19 protein-coding genes are annotated in these 19,021 nt (G+C 68.3%); 10 read left to right on the top strand and 9 right to left on the bottom strand.

All coding sequences use genetic code 11. The annotated features are described in order from the left end of the window. Positions 1-11 precede the first annotated feature (11 nt). Complete coding sequence (locus tag AB9O74_RS07035; protein ID WP_369348864.1) at positions 12-971, bottom strand: aldo/keto reductase; 960 nt, start codon at positions 969-971, stop codon at positions 12-14. A 225-nt stretch (positions 972-1,196) separates the two neighbouring features. Between AB9O74_RS07035 and AB9O74_RS07030 the strand changes: the two genes are divergently transcribed. From AB9O74_RS07030 to AB9O74_RS07020, 3 genes are all read left to right on the top strand, one after another. Next, positions 1,197-2,006, top strand: coding sequence for a class I SAM-dependent methyltransferase (locus AB9O74_RS07030; protein ID WP_241696387.1), 810 nt, complete (start codon positions 1,197-1,199; stop codon positions 2,004-2,006). Positions 2,007-2,077: 71 nt separating this feature from the next. After that, positions 2,078-2,338, top strand: a complete 261-nt coding sequence (locus tag AB9O74_RS07025) for a hypothetical protein (RefSeq protein WP_123729856.1) — start codon at positions 2,078-2,080, stop codon at positions 2,336-2,338. Between the two features lie 69 nt (positions 2,339-2,407). Continuing rightward, positions 2,408-2,950, top strand: a complete 543-nt coding sequence (locus tag AB9O74_RS07020) for a pseudouridine synthase (RefSeq protein ID WP_369348922.1) — start codon at positions 2,408-2,410, stop codon at positions 2,948-2,950. A 56-nt stretch (positions 2,951-3,006) separates the two neighbouring features. On the opposite strand, the gene AB9O74_RS07015 is transcribed toward AB9O74_RS07020, so the two are convergent. Together AB9O74_RS07015 and hrpB are read right to left on the bottom strand one after the other, a co-directional pair. After that, positions 3,007-3,396, bottom strand: coding sequence for a hypothetical protein (locus AB9O74_RS07015; RefSeq protein ID WP_019185464.1), 390 nt, complete (start codon positions 3,394-3,396; stop codon positions 3,007-3,009). Positions 3,397-3,580: 184 nt separating this feature from the next. Next, positions 3,581-6,085 (bottom strand): ATP-dependent helicase HrpB, encoded by a 2,505-nt coding sequence (hrpB, locus tag AB9O74_RS07010; RefSeq protein WP_369348863.1) that lies wholly within the window; start codon positions 6,083-6,085, stop codon positions 3,581-3,583. Between the two features lie 179 nt (positions 6,086-6,264). Between hrpB and AB9O74_RS07005 the strand changes: the two genes are divergently transcribed. After that, positions 6,265-6,651 (top strand): hypothetical protein, encoded by a 387-nt coding sequence (locus AB9O74_RS07005; RefSeq protein ID WP_369348862.1) that lies wholly within the window; start codon positions 6,265-6,267, stop codon positions 6,649-6,651. 52 nt (positions 6,652-6,703) lie between these two features. Beyond that, a complete protein-coding gene (locus AB9O74_RS07000) occupies positions 6,704-7,501 on the top strand; it encodes a TatD family hydrolase (RefSeq protein WP_179459745.1) in 798 nt (265 codons plus the stop codon). Between the two features lie 60 nt (positions 7,502-7,561). Here AB9O74_RS07000 and AB9O74_RS06995 read toward each other — a convergent pair whose 3' ends face one another. Genes AB9O74_RS06995 through AB9O74_RS06980 form a run of 4 tightly spaced genes read right to left on the bottom strand, consistent with a single transcriptional unit; the run spans position 7,562 to position 11,146 of the window. Beyond that, the gene (locus AB9O74_RS06995) at positions 7,562-8,449 is read right to left on the bottom strand and encodes an epimerase (protein WP_369348861.1); all 888 of its coding nucleotides are present in this window, start codon (positions 8,447-8,449) and stop codon (positions 7,562-7,564) included. A gap of 2 nt (positions 8,450-8,451) precedes the next feature. After that, on the bottom strand, positions 8,452-9,390 hold the full coding sequence (gene panE, locus AB9O74_RS06990; RefSeq protein WP_369348860.1) for a 2-dehydropantoate 2-reductase: 939 nt from the start codon (positions 9,388-9,390) through the stop codon (positions 8,452-8,454). Further along, on the bottom strand, positions 9,390-10,190 hold the full coding sequence (locus tag AB9O74_RS06985) for an ABC transporter permease (protein WP_019185458.1): 801 nt from the start codon (positions 10,188-10,190) through the stop codon (positions 9,390-9,392). Before AB9O74_RS06985 ends, panE begins: the two co-directional genes overlap by 1 nt. Further along, a complete protein-coding gene (locus tag AB9O74_RS06980) occupies positions 10,187-11,146 on the bottom strand; it encodes an ABC transporter ATP-binding protein (RefSeq protein ID WP_176987856.1) in 960 nt (319 codons plus the stop codon). The genes AB9O74_RS06985 and AB9O74_RS06980 overlap by 4 nt, the downstream gene beginning before the upstream one ends. Positions 11,147-11,250: 104 nt before the next feature. Between AB9O74_RS06980 and AB9O74_RS06975 the strand changes: the two genes are divergently transcribed. The 5 genes from AB9O74_RS06975 to AB9O74_RS06955 all read left to right on the top strand — a co-directional run bounded on the left by AB9O74_RS06975 (position 11,251) and on the right by AB9O74_RS06955 (position 16,837). After that, positions 11,251-12,000 carry an FAD-binding oxidoreductase gene (locus AB9O74_RS06975; RefSeq protein WP_176987857.1) on the top strand — a complete coding sequence of 250 codons (750 nt, stop codon included), beginning with the start codon at positions 11,251-11,253 and terminating at the stop codon, positions 11,998-12,000. A gap of 99 nt (positions 12,001-12,099) precedes the next feature. Next, positions 12,100-13,290: a GGDEF domain-containing protein gene (locus AB9O74_RS06970; protein WP_369348859.1), complete on the top strand. Its 1,191-nt coding sequence runs from the start codon at positions 12,100-12,102 to the stop codon at positions 13,288-13,290. A gap of 67 nt (positions 13,291-13,357) precedes the next feature. Then, the gene (locus AB9O74_RS06965; RefSeq protein WP_369348858.1) at positions 13,358-14,875 is read left to right on the top strand and encodes an alpha/beta hydrolase; all 1,518 of its coding nucleotides are present in this window, start codon (positions 13,358-13,360) and stop codon (positions 14,873-14,875) included. Between the two features lie 34 nt (positions 14,876-14,909). Beyond that, positions 14,910-15,656 (top strand): ATP-binding cassette domain-containing protein, encoded by a 747-nt coding sequence (locus AB9O74_RS06960; RefSeq protein ID WP_179459750.1) that lies wholly within the window; start codon positions 14,910-14,912, stop codon positions 15,654-15,656. Beyond that, positions 15,653-16,837, top strand: a complete 1,185-nt coding sequence (locus AB9O74_RS06955) for an ABC transporter permease (protein WP_369348857.1) — start codon at positions 15,653-15,655, stop codon at positions 16,835-16,837. Before AB9O74_RS06960 ends, AB9O74_RS06955 begins: the two co-directional genes overlap by 4 nt. Positions 16,838-16,963: 126 nt before the next feature. Here the strand turns inward: AB9O74_RS06955 and AB9O74_RS06950 are convergent, their stop codons facing one another. Together AB9O74_RS06950 and AB9O74_RS06945 are read right to left on the bottom strand one after the other, a co-directional pair. Then, entirely contained in the window at positions 16,964-17,659 is a 696-nt protein-coding gene (locus AB9O74_RS06950; protein ID WP_176987862.1) for a transposase, read from the bottom strand. Between the two features lie 187 nt (positions 17,660-17,846). Further along, complete coding sequence (locus AB9O74_RS06945; RefSeq protein ID WP_369348856.1) at positions 17,847-18,857, bottom strand: energy transducer TonB; 1,011 nt, start codon at positions 18,855-18,857, stop codon at positions 17,847-17,849. Positions 18,858-19,021 lie beyond the last annotated feature (164 nt).

Here is a 19,021-nt window from a genome sequence, read left to right as displayed (position 1 = left end):
GAACGTCGGGTTCAGGCCTGTTCGGCGCTCGCCGCATCCAGCTGCTGTACCTCCTGCGCCGACAGCGCGACGTTCGCGGCGGCCAGCACATCCTTCAACTGCTCGACACTGGTCGCACTCACGATCGGTGCAGTGATGCCCGGGCGTGCGATCAACCAGGCGATCGCGATCTGCGAGGGGCTCACGCCATGCGTGCTGGCCACGTCGTCCAGCGCCGTCAGGATGCGCAGCCCACGCGGATTGACGTACGTGTCCACCACTTTCTGGCCGCGCGCGCTGCTCTTGGCCGCATCGGCGGCGCTGCGGTACTTGCCACTGAGGAAGCCGCTGGCCAGCGAGTAATAGCTGATCACGCCCAGCTGTGCCTCGCGCACCACCGCTTCCAGCCCGGCCTCGTAACCGGCGCGGTCGTACAGGTTGTACTCCGGCTGCAGCGTTTCATAGCGCGGCAGTCTGTAGTCCGCGGAGACCTTCAAGGCGTCGCGCAGGCGCTCGGCGGTGTAATTGGAGGCACCGATCGCACGCACCTTGCCCTGTTCGATCAGGCGGCCGAAGGCGGCCAGCGTGGTTTCCAGCGGGGTGGATTCGTCATCTTCGTGCGCCTGGTACAGATCGATCACATCGGTCTGCAGGCGGCGCAGCGAGTCTTCCACCGCGGCGGTGATGTTGTCGGCGGACAGGCCGGGGCGCTCGGCCCACTTGGCCACCTTGGTCGCCAGCACCACCTTGTCACGCTTGCCACTGTGCTTGAACCAGCGGCCCAGGATGGTCTCCGATTCACCGCCCTGGTTGCCGGGCACCCACGCCGAATACGCATCGGCGGTATCGACCAGGTTGAAGCCGGCATCGACGAAGGCATCGAGCAGGGCGAAGGAGGTCTTCTCGTCCGCACTCCAGCCGAAGACATTGCCGCCGAAGGCGATGGGGGCGACATGGAGGCCGGAACGACCGAGTTCGCGCGTAGCAGTCATGGGTGATGTTCTCCCTGGGAATCGTTTCCACAGGATACGGCCGGCGTGGTGACAGCGTTGCGGCAGCAGGCACAAAACAGTGTTCCGGATTGCTGCGCCGCACTAACGCTTTGTGAACACCTGTGCACGCTTGGCTGCTAGTCTCGCCGCATCCCGCTACCGGAAGCCCCGCCGATGAAAGCCCGTTCGTTGACCTGTGCCTGCCTGTTCACTGTCTCCACCCTGATGCTTGCCGCGCCCGCGATGGCCATCAAGCCCGCCGGCCCGAACGCGCAGGTCGCGATCACCCCGGCCGTGCAGAAGGCCGTGCAGGACAGCCGCCGCGATCCGGCCAACGTCAAGCGCGATGCGTACCGCCATCCGGCACAGACCCTGTCGTTCTTCGGCGTTGCGCCTGGCCAGACCGTCATCGAGATCACCCCGGGCAACGGCTGGTACTCGGAGATCCTGGCGCCGCTGCTGCACGAGAAGGGCCAGTACGTGGCCGCCGTGGTCGATCCGATGGCCGTGGCGGAAGGGCGTGGCCGCGATTACCAGCAGCGCAGCCGAGAGGGACTTGAAAAGAAGTTCGCCGGTGACGCCGCGGTGTTCGGCAAGAGCCGCGTAGTCGCCTATGACCCGAAGGCCCCGGTGTTCGGCCCGGCCAACTCGGCCGATGTGGTGCTGACCTTCCGCAACGTGCACAACTGGCGCAGCAGCGGCCAGGCCGAGGGCATGTTCAAAGGCTTCTTCTCGGTGCTCAAGCCGGGCGGCGTGCTCGGCGTGGTGGAACACCGTGCCAAGGCCGACGTGCCGGCCGACGACAAGACCGGTTACGTGGGCCAGCAGCAGGTGATCGCGATGGCCAAGGCTGCCGGTTTCGAACTGGCGGGCAGCAGCGAGATCAATACCAATCCGCGCGACACCAAGGATTACCCGAACGGTGTGTGGACGCTGCCGCCGACCAACCAGCATGACGCGGCCGACGAGGCCAAGTACCAGGCGATCGGTGAAAGCGACCGCATGACGCTGCGCTTCGTGAAGCCGGGCAAGTAAGAAACCCGCGCATGAGACAGGGCGCGCGGGCCATTGCCCGCGCGTTCCAGGGACGGTAAAGGAATGCACCATTGAAGAAGCTGCTGTTGATCGGTCTTGCGGCGATGACGCTGATCAAGATCGTTGATTTCGTGTTTTACGGGCAGCACGGCTACGATCTGATGGGGGCGGCCGGGTTCGGGCTGCTGCTCACGGGCGCTGCGCTGGATGGACGCAGCGCGTTCAACGCGCCCGCCACGGGGCGCTGGGCACGGGAAGCCCGCATCGCCAATGTCTGCGGCGTGGTGCTGGTGCTCGTCTACTTCCTGCTCAAGATGAACGTCATCGGCTGACGATCGGGCGGATCGCGGCGGCACCACGGGGATGGGACAATGGGCCATCCCACCGCCGCTGTTGCCTCGATGCTGATCGCCTTCAACAAACCGTTCAACGTGCTGTGCCAGTTCACCGACCGCAGCCAGCCGCCGCGCGCGACCCTGGCCGGCTTCGGGTTGCCGCCGGCGGTGTATGCGGCCGGACGCCTGGACTACGACAGTGAAGGCCTGCTGCTGCTCACCGATGATGGCGGCCTGGCGCACCAGTTGACCGATCCGCGCCACAAGGCCGACAAGACCTATTGGGTGCAGGTGGAAGGCACGGTGGCCGATGAACAGGTGCAGGCGCTGCGCCGTGGCGTGCTGCTCAACGATGGGCCTACCTTGCCGGCGGGTGTCGAACGGTTGGAACCGCCGCCCGGGCTGTGGCCGCGCACGCCACCGGTCCGCTTCCGCAAGACGGTGCCCGATGCCTGGCTGGCCATCACCCTGCGCGAGGGCCGCAACCGGCAGGTACGCCGCATGACCGCCGCGGTCGGACTGCCGACGCTGCGGTTGGTACGTGTCTCGATGGGCGAGCATGCGATCGGCGACCTGCTACCCGGGCAGTGGCGGGAGATCGGACACTAAAAAACCGCCGGTGGAGACCGGCGGTTTCGATACGCATGCGGTGATGCGTCAGCGGATCAGGCGTCGCTGCCGATATCGCTGGTCTCATCCACCACGGTGTCGTTGCGGCGGTTGCGGGCGCTGATGCGCTGCGCCTGGCCGTTCACCACGCCACCGTTGGCCAGCTTCTTCTTCTGCTGCTTGCGGTACAGCGCGTAGCCCAGCAGGCCCACGCCGACCGCCGCGGCTGCGATGGTCACGGCCGGATTGCGGCGCACCACCTTGGCAGCCACTTTGCTGCCGGTCTTGACCGCGCCGAGTGCGGCGCCGGTCTTGATCCAGTCGGTGGCCTGCGGGCCGAAGTGGCGCAGGTTGCTGCCGGCATGCTTGAGGCCGTCACCAGCGGTGCTGGCGATGTCCAGGGCGCGCTCGAGGGCGCGGTCGGTAATCACAGTCAATCTGCTCATGGGGGGTCCTTGCCTGAGGTTCTGTTCCAGTGTGTCGCGTGGGCCGTGTACGGGGCGTCATCCGCCTGCTACGGCCGCATCACGACTGTAGCCGCTCCCCACCGTTGGAGGCGGGCTTGGACGCGGCACGGTCAGGCGCCAGCCATGAATGCGCGTATCCGGTGACGGTGGTGGTGGGGCGTGCTCAGGTGCCGCGCGGTTTCGCCCGGTGGGTCGCGTTGGCCGTCCACGGGTCGTCCGGCCACGGGTGGCGCGGGTAGCGGCCCTTCATTTCCTTCTTCACTTCCGCATAGGTGTTCGCCCAGAAATTGCGCAGGTCCTGGGTGACCTGCAGCGGGCGACCGCCGGGGGAGAGCAGATGCAGCGTCAGCGGAATGCGGCCGTCGGCGATGCGCGGGGTATCGCTCAGGCCGAACAGTTCCTGCAGTTTGACCGCCAGCACCGGCGCCTGCGGCGTGAGGCCATCGGCGTCGAGCGCGTAATGGATCGGACGTTCCATGCCCGAAGGCACGGCAATGCGGACCGGTGCGTGGCGATCGACCAGCTGGCGTTGCGCCCAGGGCATCGGCGACTTCAGCGCTTCACCGAGGGCGGATTCATCAAGGGCATCCAGGCGCGTCCTGCCGTTGAACGCAGGCGTCAGCCACGTCGGCAGCGTCGCCACCAGGGCCGCATCGGAGACGTCCGGCAGATCCAGTTCCGGCATCCACGCGCGCACCGCCAGCGCACGCGCCTGCCATTGGCGCAGGCCCTCCGTCCACGGCAAGGCATCCAGGCCGAGTTCGGCGACGGCGTCGGTCAGGGCTTTCGCGGCGTGGGCGGGGTCCACGCGGCCTGCCGAGCGGCTGTCCAGCACGATGCGATCGAACCGGGTCTCACGGCGGGCGACCAGCGCTCGCTTTTCGCCGTCCCAACGCACCACGTCGTCCTGCGTGAAACGCTCCGGGAAGTCTCGGCGCAGGCGGTTCTCGTCCACCGGCGCGGCGCGCAGCAGCAACGCGTCGCGTGCCTCGTAGCGCAGTTCCACCGCCACCAGCCACGGCTCGCCGCGCAGATCGCTGGGATCGAACAGGCGCGCGCTGCGGCCGTTGGCCAGCAGGTAGCGCAGCGGATCGGTGGGATGGCGGGCGGCGATGCGGTCCGGGAAGGCATGGGCGAGCAGGTCACCGAGTTGATGCGCTTCGACCGAGGACGGCGGCGCGGCATCACACCGCAGGCGTCGCCGCCATTGTCTGCTCGCGGCATCGATCGTGGCCAGGCCACCGCGGTTCGCGTCGTGCGGTGCGCGCCCCTGGCGGAACGCGGCCAGTGCACGCCACCGCGCCGCGAGTGCGTCACCGCCCTGGCGCAGGGGATCGCGCGCTTCCACCAGCGCGGCCAGATCGCAGGCGAGTGCCTGTTCGACACCACTGCCTGCCGCCATCAGCATCGCCGCCAGCCGCGGATGCGTGCCGAGGGTCAGCATGCGCCGGCCCAGCGGGGTCAGCGTGCCGCTGTCGCTTAGCGCGCCCAGGCGCTGCAGCAGTTCCCGCGCGGCGGCCAGGGCACCGGCGGGCGGTGTATCGACGAAGCGGAGGTCGTCACTGCCCCACGCAGCCAGTTCCAGTGCCAGCGAGGCCAACTCCACCTGGGCGATCTCGGGCCGTCGCTGTGCCTCCAGCCGCTGCGACTGCGGCCACAACCGCCAGGCCCAGCCCTCAGCCACGCGTCCAGCGCGCCCGGCACGCTGATCGGCCGAGGCCTGCGCGATGTTCACCACGTCCAGGCGCGCAAAGCCGCTGTTGGGGTCGTAGCGCGGCTCGCGCGCCAGTCCCGCATCGATCACCACGCGCACGCCGGGCAGGGTCACCGAGGACTCGGCGACGTTGGTGGCCAGCACCACGCGGCGGCGACCACCGGGATCGGGCTGCAGCACCTGCGACTGCTGGTCCACCGGCAGTTCGCCGTGCAACGGCAGCACCTGGACGGCCGGGTCGAGCACGGCCTGCAACGCCGTCTGCACGCGCGTGATCTCGCGCTGGCCCGGCAGGAACACCAGCACGTCGCCGGGATGCTCGGCCAGGGCCTGCTCCACCGCACGCCGCGCCTGCGACTCCAGCGCCTCGTCGCGGCGCGCGGGGAAATGCGCGACCGTCACCGGGAAGCTGCGGCCTTCGCTGCTCAGGCGCGGCGCATCGAGGAACTGCGCCAGTCGCTCGCCATCGAGCGTGGCCGACATCACCACGATGCGCAGGTCCTCGCGCAGCTGCGACTGCACATCCAGCGCCAGCGCCAGACCGAGATCGGCGGCCAGGTGCCGCTCATGGAATTCATCGAACAGCAGCGCGCCCACGCCTTCGAGCAGCGGATCGTCCTGCAGCATCCGGGTCAGGATGCCCTCGGTGACCACTTCGATACGGGTCCGCGTGGAGATCCTGTTCTCGAAGCGGATGCGGTAACCCACGGTCTCACCGATGCCCTCACCGAGCTGCCGCGCCATGAACTGCGCGGCGCTGCGCGCGGCTACACGACGCGGCTCCAGCATGATGATTTTCCGGCCTTCCAGCCACGGCGCATCCAGCAGGGCCAGCGGCACCTGGGTGGTCTTGCCGGCGCCGGGTGGCGCTTCCAGCACCAATCGGGTGTGCTGCCGCAGTTCGTTCAGAATCTGAGGAAGCAGCGTGGAGATCGGGAAAACAGGCGGTTTCATGCGTCAAGGATAAGCGCCCCGACGCCAACGTGGCTTGACCCTGGAAGGTCGAGAGTGATCTGGTAGCGCGCCCCGCCTCTCTCACGCCCATGCGTCCCTATCTCCTGCTTGCGTCACTACTACTGCTGCTGTCTGCATGCAGCGGTGCCAGCGCCGCGCCCTCCGACACTGCCCACCCGATGGCGCGCCTGCTGGGTGCGGACGTCCAGCAGCGCTACCTGCCGCAGGGGATGGGCGACGAAGCGTCGATCCGGCGTGCCTACGAGGAGGGCATCCTGCGCTCGCCGGACTTTCCTTCGTTGGAAGTGTCCGGCGACCAGGCCTTCATCTTCTTCGGCCAGTTCGCGCGCAGTCGGATGGGGCCGACCTTCAATACCCTGACCGTGTGTCACGCTGCAGACGGCTTCCGGTTGCTGGTCGGCGGCGGATCGCGCGAGTCCTGCGTGGCGCGCCCCGACGCGGGGATGCGGTTCATCCGTCAACCCGATGGCGCGCTGGTCTGCGAACCCTGCGCTGCGCTCAACCTGCCTCACCGCTGGGAGCGCCACGACCGCAACACGGAATGACCCGCCGAGGTGGCGGGCTACAATGTGCGCGATTACCGCCCTGTAGCCCCCCATGCAACTGATCGATATCGGCGCCAACCTCACCCACGACTCCTTCGATCGCGACCGCGACGCCGTGCTGGCGCGTGCGCGCGAGGCCGGGGTAGTGCAGATGGTGATCACCGGCGCCAGCCGCGAGCATTCGCCGATGGCGCTGGATCTGGCCCGGCAGCATCCCGGCTTCCTGTACGCGACGGCTGGCGTGCACCCGCACCATGCGGTGGAATACACCGACGAATGCGATGCGGAGATGCGCGCGCTGCATGCGCATGCCGAAGTGGTCGCCGTGGGCGAGTGCGGGCTGGACTACTTCCGTGATTTCTCGCCGCGCCCGGCGCAGCACCGTGCCTTCGAGCGTCAGCTGCAGCTGGCCGCGGAGAACGGCAAGCCGCTGTTCCTGCACCAGCGCGACGCGCATGCCGATTTCATGGCGCAGATGAAGAACTTCGACGGCAAGCTCGGCCCGGCCGTGGTGCACTGTTTCACCGGCGAGCGCCAGGAGCTGTTCGACTACCTGGACCAGGACTGGTACATCGGCATCACCGGCTGGTTGTGCGATGAGCGCCGCGGCGCGCACCTGCGCGAGCTGGTCAAACACATCCCGGCCAACCGGCTGATGATCGAGACGGACGCCCCGTACCTGCTGCCGCGCACGCTCAAGCCGTTGCCCAAGGACCGCCGCAACGAGCCGATGTTCCTCTCGCACATCGTCGAGGAACTGGCGCGCGATCGTGGCGAGGACGTGGAAGCCACGGCAGCCAATGCGACGGCGGCCACGCGCGCGTTCTTCCGGTTCCCGCAGACCCGGTAGGTACCGACCGTTGGTCGGTACGCGTGTCGGTGCGCGGCACCCACGACCGACGGTCGTGGGCTACCGCCCGTCTCCATGGGCCCACGCATCGGCCAGCCCTTCGCGGTAGGTCGGGAACCGCGGCTGCCACTGCAATGCCTCGCGCGTGCCGCGACTGTCGATGCGCTTGTTGCTGCTGTAGAAACGCCGCAGCGAGGCAGGAAGGGCCGGGTCATCCCAGGCCTGCGCGACGGGCAGCGGCACGCCACTCAGTGCCGCCGCATACGCCAGCACGTCCTGCGACGGGGCGGGTTCATCGTCGGCCGGCAGATACAGCGCGTTTTCCTGCGAGCGATGCATCGCTGCAAGCGCTGCGGTGGCGAGGTCTTCGACGTGCAGCCGGTTGAACACCTGGCCCGGCCGCACGACCTGCCGCGCCGTGCCCTGCGCCAACTGGACCAGCGCGTTGCGCCCACGCCCGTACAGCGCGGGCAGCCGGAATACCGCCGAGGCGATGCCGCGCGCCTGTGCGAACGCCTGCCACTGGCCTTCGGCACGCAGGCGCTTCAGTGCGGTGTCGTCGGTGGCATCGGCCGCCGCGTGCAGGTTGATCCAGCCGCCATCACGATCGGCGTAGACGGCGGTCGAAGAGAAATAGCCCAACCAGCGCAGCGCGGGCGCATCCTGCAGCGCTTCGCCGAGCAGGCGTAGCGCAGGATCACCCTCGGCATCGGGCGGAATGCTGCACAGGATCGTGTCGGCGCTGCGGATCGCCTCCTCCAGCGCCGCATCGATGGGGTATCCCTCGGCCAGCCGGTGGCGGATCACACCATCGTCCGGTGCGGGGGAGGGATCGCGCACGGTGCCGCTGCAGGCAATGCCCTGCGCGTGCAGCAGGGCGGCCAGGTGCCGCCCGCTGTAGCCCAGGCCCAGCACCAGCACGCGTGCCGGTGCGGTGTCGGCCGGCACGCTCAGTCCTTGCGCTGCTGCTGGTAGGCCTGCAGGTGCGCATAGGCCACGGCCAGCAGCGGTGCGGCCTGGCCGGCCGCCCGTGCCCGTACCAGCATGTCGCCGACGATGTGCTCGGCCTCGACCTGCTGGCCGGCCTCCAGATCGCGCAGCATGGAGGCTTTCAACGCCGAGCCGGACTGGGTGGTCGCGGCCAGCGCGATCTCGCGCGCCTTGCCCGGGATCGGCTCGCCGGCCGCCTCGGCCACTGCCACGCACTCGTCATACAGGCCACGCACGATCGCCGCGCCGTCATCGGTCGCCACGATCGTGCCGACATCGGCGCGCATCATGCAGGTCGCCGCCGCCAGCGTGGTCAGGAAGGTGTACTTGATCCACTGCTCCTGGCCGATCGCATCGGTGGCGACGTGGTCCACGCCCGCCTGCACGCAGGCCGCCGCCAGCGCCAGCACGCGCGCGCTGCTGCCGGTGCCGTCGCGCTCGCCGAAGGTCAGCTTGGCCGCCGGCGCCAGATGCACCACCGCGCCGTCGCTGGCCTTGGTCGCGCTGATGAAGCACAGCCCGCCCAGCACTGCGTCGCGGCCGAAGCGTGCGTCGAGATCGGCGTAATGCCGCAGCCCGTTGAGGATCGGCAGCACCGTGGTGCGCGGGCCGACCGCGGGGGCGATCGCCTCGATGGAGCTGGCGAGGTCGTAGGCCTTGCAGCTCAGGATCACCAGGTCGAACGGCTCGGCCGTCGCCAGCGCGGGCAACGCGTCGGCGGTGACGTGCTTCACCGGGAAGGTTGCATCGCCCAGCGGGCTGCGGATCACCAGCCCTTCGCCCGCCAGCTGCGCCGCACGCGCCGGGCGGACGAGGAAGGTGACATCCACGCCGGCCTGGGCCAGGCGACCACCGAAGTACCCGCCGGTCCCGCCGGCGCCGAGGATCAGGATGCGCATCAGCTGCGCATCCCCACGCCACGCTTCAGCAGCCACAGCGCCAGCGCGGTGAGCGCCACCACGAAGCCGATCATCAGCGCATAGGCGACCCACAGCGGCACGTCGCTGGTGCCCAGCAGGCCGTAGCGGAACGCGTTGACCATGTAGAAGATCGGGTTGGCGTGGGTAGCGGCTTCGGCCCAGGTCGGCAGCAGCTTCACCGAATAGAACACACCGCCCAGGTAGGTCAGCGGGGTCAGGATGAAGGTCGGCACGATCGCCACGTCATCGAACTTCTTGGCGTATACCGCGTTGATGAACCCGGCCAGCGAGAAGATCGTCGCGCCCAGCAGCACCGTGGTCAGCGTCACCAGCGGATGCGGGATGCGCACGGGGGTGAAGAACATGGCGATGATCAGCACGATCACGCCGACCATCAGGCCGCGCAGCACAGCACCGGACACATAGCCCCACAGGATCACCCAGTTCGGCATCGGGCTGACCAGCAGCTCTTCGACGTGGCGGCCGAACTTGGCGCCGAAGAACGAGGAGCTGATGTTGCCGTAGCTGTTCTGGATCACGCTCATCATCACCAGGCCCGGCACGATGAACTGCATGTAGCTGTAGCCGCCCATCTCGCCCACGCGCGAACCGATCAGGCCGCCGAAGATCAGGAAGTACAGGGTCATGGTGATCGCTGGCGGCACCAGGGTCTGGCCCCAGATGCGCAGGATGCGCGCCACTTCGCGGCGCACGATGGTCATCAGGGCGATGCGGTTGCGCTGGCCGTCGGTCAGGACCGGGGTCGGGGTGCTGCTCATGCCACGTTCTCCTGGTTGCCGGTGAGGCGCACGAACAGCTCCTCCAGGCGGTTGCTCTTGGTGCGCATCGAACGCACGCGGATGCCCGCAGCGTTCAAGGCTTCAAACACCCGGTTGAGGTCCATCGCGCGCGGCATGTCCACGTCCAGCGTGTGGCTGTCGGTGGCGATCAGGATCGCGCCCTCGATCTCCGGCAGCTGGGCCGGCAGGCTGCCGTCGATGTCGAACAGGAAGCCTTCCACGTCCAGCTTGGCCAGCAGTTCGCGCATCGGGCCCTGGGTGACGATCTGGCCGTGGTTGATGATGGCCAGGTTCCGGCACAGGTGCTCGGCTTCTTCAAGGTAATGCGTGGTCAGGATGATCGTGGTGCCGGCGGCGTTGATCTCCTTGAGCACGCGCCACATGTCGCGGCGGATCTCGATGTCCACGCCGGCGGTCGGCTCGTCCAGGATCAGCAGGCGCGGGCGGGTCATCATCGCGCGGGCGATCATCAGCCGGCGCTTCATGCCGCCGGACAGGGTGCGGCTCATCACCTGCGCCTTCTCCCACAGGTGGGCGCGCTTGAGCTCCTCTTCGGCCATCTTCTCGGCCTCGGCACGGGCCACGCCATAGAAGCCGGCGTAGTTGACCAGGATGTCGAAGGGCTTTTCGAACAGGTTGAAGTTGATTTCCTGCGGGACCAGGCCGATCAGGCGCATGGTGGCGCTGCGGTTGCGCACCAGGTCGCTGCCGAAGACCTCGACCTGGCCCTCGCTGAGGTTCACCAGCGAGCTGATGATGCCGATCAGGGTCGACTTGCCGGCGCCGTTGGGGCCCAGCAGGGCGAAGAAGTCGCCCGGGGCCACGTCCAGCGAGACGCCCTTCAGCGCCTGGGTGCCGTTGTCGTAGGTTTTGCGGAGGTCACGCACCCGCAGGGCGGGCACGGCGGTGGGCGCGGGAGTGTTCTGGGAAGCCAAGCTCTTGCCTTCGCGCCTACGGGCTGGCGCTGGATAGGGGCGGGGAGGGGCTATTATAGAAGACCCCGAGGGCTTGCCCCGGCTACACACTGTCCCGAAAAGTCGTGCCTGCCCAATTCCCCCTCAAACTGGTCGACCGGCGCATGCTGGCGCCGACCGTCGGCCATTACCAGTTCCTGCGTGATGACGGCCAGCCGCTGGATTTCCAGCCCGGCCAGTTCATCCAGGTCCATTTCGAGTACGCCGACGGCACCGCCACCAAGCGCAGTTACTCGCTGGCCACCATTCACAACCACGCCCTCGGCGCGGGCGAAGCGGTCGATATCGCGGTCAGTTTCGTCCCCGGCGGCGCCGCCACGGCCCTGTTCGAGGGCCTGGACATCGGCGGCCACGTCAGCGCCAGCGGCCCGTTCGGCCGGTTCTGCCTGCAGCCGGGCGACCACAATGCCCGCTACCTGCTGATCGCCACCGGCACCGGGGTCACCCCGTACCGCTCGATGCTGCCGCTGCTGGCCACCGCCATGGCCGGGCGTGGCGTGGAGGTGGTCCTGCTGCAGGGCGCCCGCACGCCGACCGAACTGCTCTACAGCGAGGACTTCTACGCCTTCGCGGCTGCCCATCCGGGCTTCCGCTATGTGCCGTGCCTGTCCCGCGAATTGCCGGAAAACCCGCATCCGGACGTGCGCCACGGCTACGTGCAGCAGCATCTGGCCGAATTCGTCCCGGACCCGGCGACCGACATCGCCTACCTGTGCGGCAACCCGGACATGGTCGATGCCACCTTCGAGGTGCTGAAAGCGGCCGGCCTGCCCACGCCGCAGGTGCGGCGCGAGAAGTACGTCAGCAGCAAGTAACCGTGCCCGGCGGCCCTGCCATCGGGCCTGGCCGCCAGCGGCGTCGGGATGCGGGCGGCGGTAAGATGCGCCGCGCGCCGCTTCCGCCTGGCTGACACGATGCCCCTGGATTTCCCCACCATTGCCGTGCTCGGCTTCCTGCTGTGCCTGGGCATCGCCATGGGCTTCTCGCTGTTGCTGCTGGTGCTGCGGCGGCAACCGGCCCTGCGGCTGTGGACGGCCAGCCTGTGGATGCTGTCGATCAGCCTGACCCTGGTCGCGCTGCGGCCCCATCTGCCCCAGGTGCCGGGCATCCTGGCCGGCAACGTTGCCGTAGCGCTGTCCGGCGTCCTGATGCTGTATGGCGTGGCCCGCCATCTTGGGCGTCGGCTGCCGGCGTGGCAGCCCTTGGCATTGGCGGCCACCTACCTCGGGGCAATCGCGTTTTTCCTGGTCGTCCATCCCAGCCTGGTCATCCGGCTGGATGTCTTCAGCGTGTTCGCGGTGTTGCTCAACGGCTGGATGGCGGGGTTGCTGCTGCGGCATGCACCGCCGGCGCAGCGCATCAGCTGCCGGCTGGCGGCCGCGGTATTTGCCGCGCAGGCCGTGCTGTACCTGGTCCGTCTGTTCCTGCCGGTGGCGCCCGATGCGGGCGACGACATCCTGCGCGCCGGGGCGCCGGTGTTCGCGACCTATCTGGTCGGGCTGATCCTGGAACTGGCCCGGTGCTTCGCGCTGGTGCTGCTGCTGGTGGAGCGCATGCTGGTCGACCTGCAGCGGCTGGCGCGCACCGACGTGCTGACCGGCCTGCTCAACCGGGGCGCGGTGCTCGCCGACGGTGCCACGCTACTGCAGCTCAGCCGCCGCCCGCCGAGGCCACTGGCGCTGCTGCTGTTGGACGTGGATCACTTCAAGCAGATCAACGACCGCTGGGGGCATCTGGCCGGCGATGCGGTGCTGCGCCACGTCGCCGACGTCCTGGCCGCGTGCGTGGCCGATCGCGAGCACCTGCTGGGCCGCTATGGCGGTGAAGAGTTCGTCCTGCTGCTGCCCGGGGCAGACCCGCACCAGGCACGCCAGTGCGCCGATCGCCTGCGCCAGGCACTGCGGGAGTCGCCCGCCCGGATCGACGGTCTTCCGGTACGGGTGACGGCCAGCATCGGCCTGGCCATCGACCAGGGCACGGGCGACCTGGCGCGCCTGCTCGGCGAGGCCGATGCGGCGCTTTACCGGGCCAAGGCCGAGGGCCGTGACCGCACCATCAGCGCGCTGGCCCCCGCGGCCTTCCCCGGCACCGGGGCAGCCGTGTAAGTTGAGTCACATCGCCCACGCCCGTGCGTCGTGGTGACATGATCTTCAACAAGGGGAAGTACGGAAGATGTCTACACACCACCTGAGGCTGGCCGTCGCGCTGGTCGCCGCCCTGTGTGCCGGCTGCGCGCCGGTACCCGACGCTGCACCCGCCGCCGCGGCCGCCCAGCGCCTGTACGGCACGCTCGCGTTCCAGCCCTGCACCCTGACCAGCGCGCAGGCCAGCGCGAATGTCGAGGCGCAGTGCGCCACGCTGCAGGTGCCGGAGAACCCGGCGGCACCGGACGGTCGCAGGATCGGCTTGAACATCGCCTGGCTGGACGCCGGCAATGACGGCGCGGGCAAGGCCGACCCGGTCTTCTTCCTGGCCGGTGGCCCGGGCCAGGCCGCGACGGAGGTCGCCGCCCCGGTCAACATGGCGCTTCGGGACGTGCGCAAGCAGCGCGACATCTTCCTGATCGATCAGCGCGGCACCGGCAAGTCCAACCCGCTCACCTGCCTGGATGCACAGGGCAAGGAGCTGCCGCTGGACGAGAACGCGGCACCGAGCGCCGCGCTCATCGAAGACTACGCCCGCCGCTGTGCGCAGTCGCTGACCGGTCGCGCGGACACCCGCTTCTACACCACCACCGAGGCCATCGGTGATCTGGATACGGTGCGCAAGGCGCTGGGCGTGGACAAGGTCAACCTGGTCGGTGGCTCCTACGGCACCCGCGTGGCGCAGCAGTACGCCGCGCGCTATCCGCAGCACACGCGCACGGTGGTGATCGATGGCGTGGTGCCGAACGATCTGGTGGTCGGCGGTGATTTCGCCACTACTTTCGAAGATGCGATCACCCTGCAATCGGAACAGTGCCGCCAGGATCCGATCTGCGCCAAGCGCTTTCCGGTCGATACCCGCAGCCAGCTGCGCAACGTGATGGCCGCACTGGCCAAGGCACCGGTCGAGGTCGACTACCGCAATCCCGGCACCGGCCAGGCCGAGCGTGATGTGTTGACCGCCGACTCGGTTACCGGACTGGCCTTCATGTTCTCGTACATGCCGGAGTTGTCGTCGCTGCTGCCGGTCACGCTGGATGAAGCCGCGCAGGGCCGCTATGCACCGTTGATGTCGCTGAGCAAGATGGCCAGCCGCACGCTGGGCGTGCAGATGAACCGTGGCATGCAGTGGTCGGTGCTGTGCGCCGAAGATGCCGATCGCTACAAGGAAGGCGACGCAGGTGATCGCGTGCTGGGCCCGGAAGTCGCGCGCATGTTCTTCGCGGCCTGCCCGGCCTGGAATGCCGGTTCGCGGCCGAAGGATTTCAACGCGCCGTTCGCCTCGACGCTGCCGGTGCTGTTGTTGTCGGGCCAGTTCGATCCGGTCACGCCGCCGCGCTACGCCGAGCAGGTGCTCAAGCAGCTGCCCCAGGGGCGCCACCTGCTCGCCAAGGGACAGGGTCACGGCACCATCAACGCCGGCTGCATGCCGCGCATCCTCGGCCAGTTCATCGACACCGCTGACGCGAAATCACTCGACGCCACCTGCCTGGACACCCTCAGCCCGGTGCCCGCCTTCACCTCGTTCAACGGATGGGCCCCATGAACCGTACTTCGTACCGCACCGGGGAGGTGCGCGCATGATCGTCGCCGAGCATCTGCACAAAGCGTTCAAGACCAAGACCGGCGTGATCCATGCCGTCCAGAACGTCGGCTTCCAGGCCGACAACGGGCGCATCACCGGCCTGCTCGGCCCCAACGGCGCCGGCAAGACCACCACCATGCGCATGCTGTACACGCTGATGAAGCCCGACGAGGGCCGCGTCGTGGTCGATGGCATTGACGCGGCGGTGGACCCGGTCGCGGTGCGTCGCCAGCTGGCGGTGCTGCCGGACGCGCGCGGCGTCTACAAGCGCCTCACCGCGCGGGAGAACATCGCCTACTTCGGCCAGCTGCACGGCCTGAGTGCCGCGCGGATCCGCGAGCGCACCAAGGTACTCTCGGCGGCGCTGGAGATGGAGGACATCCTCGACCGCCAGACCGAAGGGTTCTCGCAGGGACAGCGCACCAAGACCGCGATCGCCCGCGCGCTGGTGCACGATCCGCGCAACGTGATCCTCGATGAGCCGACCAACGGCCTGGACGTGATGACCACGCGCGCGCTGCGCGGGTTCCTGCGCGGACTGCGCGACGAGGGCCGCTGCGTGATCTTCTCCAGCCACATCATGCAGGAGGTGGCCGCGCTGTGCGACCACGTGGTGATCATCGCGCAGGGCACGGTGATGGCGGCCGGCAGCGCCGATGAGCTGCGCGCACAGACCGGGGAAAGCAACCTCGAAGATGCCTTCGTCAAGGCGATCGGTACCGAAGAAGGATTGCACGCATGAGTTCGTTCGCTACGCTGTTGACCGTGATGCGCAAGGAACTGCGCGACCTCTCGCGTGACCGCCGCACGCTCGCGCTGACGCTGCTGCTGGGGCCGTTGCTGTACCCGGTACTGATCCTGGGCATGAGCAAGCTCGCCGAAAGCCGGGTGAAGACACAGATCGAGCAGCCGCTGGACATCCCGATGATCGGCGGCGAGCATGCGCCCAACCTGGTGCGCTTCCTGGCCGCGCAGGGTCTCAATGCGACCGAGGCGCCGAAGGACCTGACGGATGCGATCCGCAGCCAGCGCATCGATGTGGCGCTGCGGATCAGTCCAGAGTTCGGCAAGGACTGGAGCGAGGGCCGTCCGGCGCTGGTCGAGATCATCAAGGACAGTACCCGGCGCGCTGCCGATATTCCCAGCAGCCGCCTGGAGGCGGCGCTGGGCGGCTACAGCCAGCAGGTCGGTGCGCTGCGCCTGCTGGCGCGCGGGATCGATCCGCAGGTCGCGCGACCGCTGGATGTCGCCGCGCAGGATCTGGCGACGGCTGAAGCCAAGCGCGGGATGATGCTGTCGGTGCTGTTGCCGATCCTGTTGACCATCACCTCGTTCCTGGGCGGCGCGTATCTGGTGATGGACACCACCGCGGGCGAGCGCGAGCGGCAATCGCTGGAACCGTTGCTGGCGACGCCGGCACCGCGCAGCGCGATCGTCAGCGGCAAGATCGCCGCGGCCTGCGCGGTTGGTGTGGCGTCGTTGCTGCTGACCCTGGCGGCCTTCAAGATCAGCGCGCAGCTCTCCTCCGGTGGAGTGGGTCGCCAGCTCAACATGGGCTTCCTGCCGATGCTGCAGATGCTGCTGATCATGCTGCCGATGCTGTTCATCGGCACCTCGCTGTTGACCTTCCTGTCGGCGGCGGCCAAGAGCATGAAGGAAGCCCAGAGCCACATGACCTGGCTGATGCTGTTGCCGATGCTGCCGGGCTACGCGCTGATGGTGTACCCGATCAAGAGTGAGCTCTGGCAGTTCGCGGTGCCGTTCCTGGCGCAGAACCAGATGCTGCTCAAGATCATCCGCCACGAAGCGATCAGCCCGCAGATGTGGGCGGTCTACCTCGGCGCAGGCTTCGGCTTGGCGGCCCTGTTCTGGTACGCCGCCGTGCGTCGTTACCATCAGGAACGGTTGGCGATCTCGGGTTGATGCACGAAGGGCTCCGCAAGGGGCCCTTCTTCATAACGGGGACGGAGGTAGTTAATAACAGGGACGGAGGTGGTTAATCCGGCGGCCGTCAATTCCTTTGCGGTCGGGACGCTGACGCAGGTCCGGCTAGTCGCCCTGTTCCTTGACGGGTCTTCCCGCAGGCCTGCACACCACGGACCTCTGCAATGCCCGCCCCACCATGTCCTGGAAGCGCGGGCTGCCCAACGCGCGCTCCTGCGCGATGTAGGCGACGATCCGCTCTCTTTCCTGCGGTTGGATGCCGGCCTGCAGCCATTGGCTGTAAGCCACTGCGCGGGCTTTCGGTGTAGCGCCGAGGGCGGTGTAGCCGGCGTGGGGTGTCAGCATCGGGTTGTACTCAAGCCCCAGGTACGCCCGAGCGCTGGACCATCGATAGCTCTCGGGGAGGGCCACCAGCGCGGCCCGCACCGGATTCAATTCTATGTAGCGATGGACCATCAGCAGGTAGCCATCGGAATCCACCAGGCACGACTTGAAGCGGCCCTGCAGCAGCGTTCCGCTCCGAACATGTCGCTTGTTGAAGTACTGGACGTAGTTCTGCCCGCACCTCCGCATCGCTGAAGCCAGCCCTTCGGCCACCATCGGCGTTACCAGGAGATGCACGTGGTTGCCCATCAGTACGAAGGCGTGGATCAGGACGCCATGCCTTCGGCAGGCAGAGCGCAACAGACGCAGGTAGTGGGTCCGATCATCGTCGTCGATGAACAGCGCAGCGCGATTGACGCCACGCTGGATGACATGGAGGGGAATGCCAGGCAGAACCAGACGAGGGGAGCGGGGCATGGTCGCAACCGGGATGGCGAGGCATCACTCTGCAGAACCGCACATCAAAACGCGCTAGGTCGGCGGCGCGGAACGCGGTAAGGGAAGTGCGCTTAACTACCTCCGTCCCTGTTATTAACTACCTCCGTCCCCATTAAAAAAGGCCCGGATCGCTCCGGGCCTTTCATCATCCAGCAGTGCGTTGCGATCAGCCGCCTTCAGGCGCGAACGCGAGCGTGCGGCGGGTCGTGACCGGGGCGCCGACCGGTTCGAACTTCCAGCGTTTGACCGCGTTGAGTGCTTCGCGGTCGAACACGCGGGCCGGGGTGGCGCGCAGCACGCGGGCGGCGGTCACCGAGCCGTCCGTGCCGACCGTCAGTTCGACCAGCACTTCGCCGGCGGTGCCCGAACGCAGGGCGTCGGCCGGGTAGCGCGGGGCCGGGGTACTGACCGGGCGCAGGGTCGCTGCCGGCGCGGCGGCAGCCGGGGCCTGGCGGGCGGCGGCTGCCTGGGCGGCGGCGGCCTGCTGCTGGCGCTGTTCGGCCTCGCGGCGGGCGGCGGCCTGGCGCTCGGTGTCCTGGTTGTCGATGCGGGCGGCGGCTTCCTGCTGCGCGGCGATCTTCTTCGCTGCTTCGGCTTCCGTGGCCTGCTGCTGGGCCAGTTTCTGCTGTTCCACCAGCTGCTTGGCGCGGGTCTCGGCGTCCTTCTTGACCTTGTCGGTCTCTTCCTGGGTGCGCTTGAGCGCGGTCTGCATGCTGCCGCTGATGCCCTGCTTCAGGCGCGGCAGCGCCGGGGCGGTCGGGTCGACCTTTTCGATCAGCGCGACCAGGCGCTGGGTCTCGGCGAAGTCCTCGCGGCCCAGGTTCTGCTCGGCGGCGATCAGGGTGTAGGGCAGCAGATCGGTCAGCGCGCTCTTGACCGAGGCGTCATCCGGGGTCTTGTCGCGCAGTGCCAGGTAATACTCGATGGCGTTGTCGCCGGCCGGGGCATACATGCGGTTCTCGCGCAGCGCCTTGCTGGCCAGCTCCCGCAGTTCCTCGGTGCCCAGCGACTGGACCTTCGCCGACACCGCCGGTGCGGCCGGGGCAGCAGTGGGGGCCGCCGGTGCCGCGGGCGTCGCCGGTGCGGTGTCGTCCTTGCCCGAGCAGGCGGACAGGGCGATCAGCAGGATCATCGGCGCGAACAGGCGCGCCGGGCCATGAGTCTTGACGTGCGACATCCAACTCCCCTTTGAAGACGACGATACGTAGGGCCTGATGCGGTCAGGCCGACCGACGGCCATGGACGTTTCCCGACGCCCATGGCGGACCCGCAGGTGTGCAATCTAGCATCACCCCGCCCGGCCCGGGGGCCAGGCGGTGAGGGCAGGGGGCATCCTCACCG

The organism is Stenotrophomonas sp. JAG2, assembly GCF_041080745.1.
GTDB lineage: Bacteria > Pseudomonadota > Gammaproteobacteria > Xanthomonadales > Xanthomonadaceae > Stenotrophomonas > Stenotrophomonas maltophilia_AA.
Note: the sequence above shows the minus strand (reverse complement) of the source record. Positions and strands in the feature narration are given on the sequence as shown.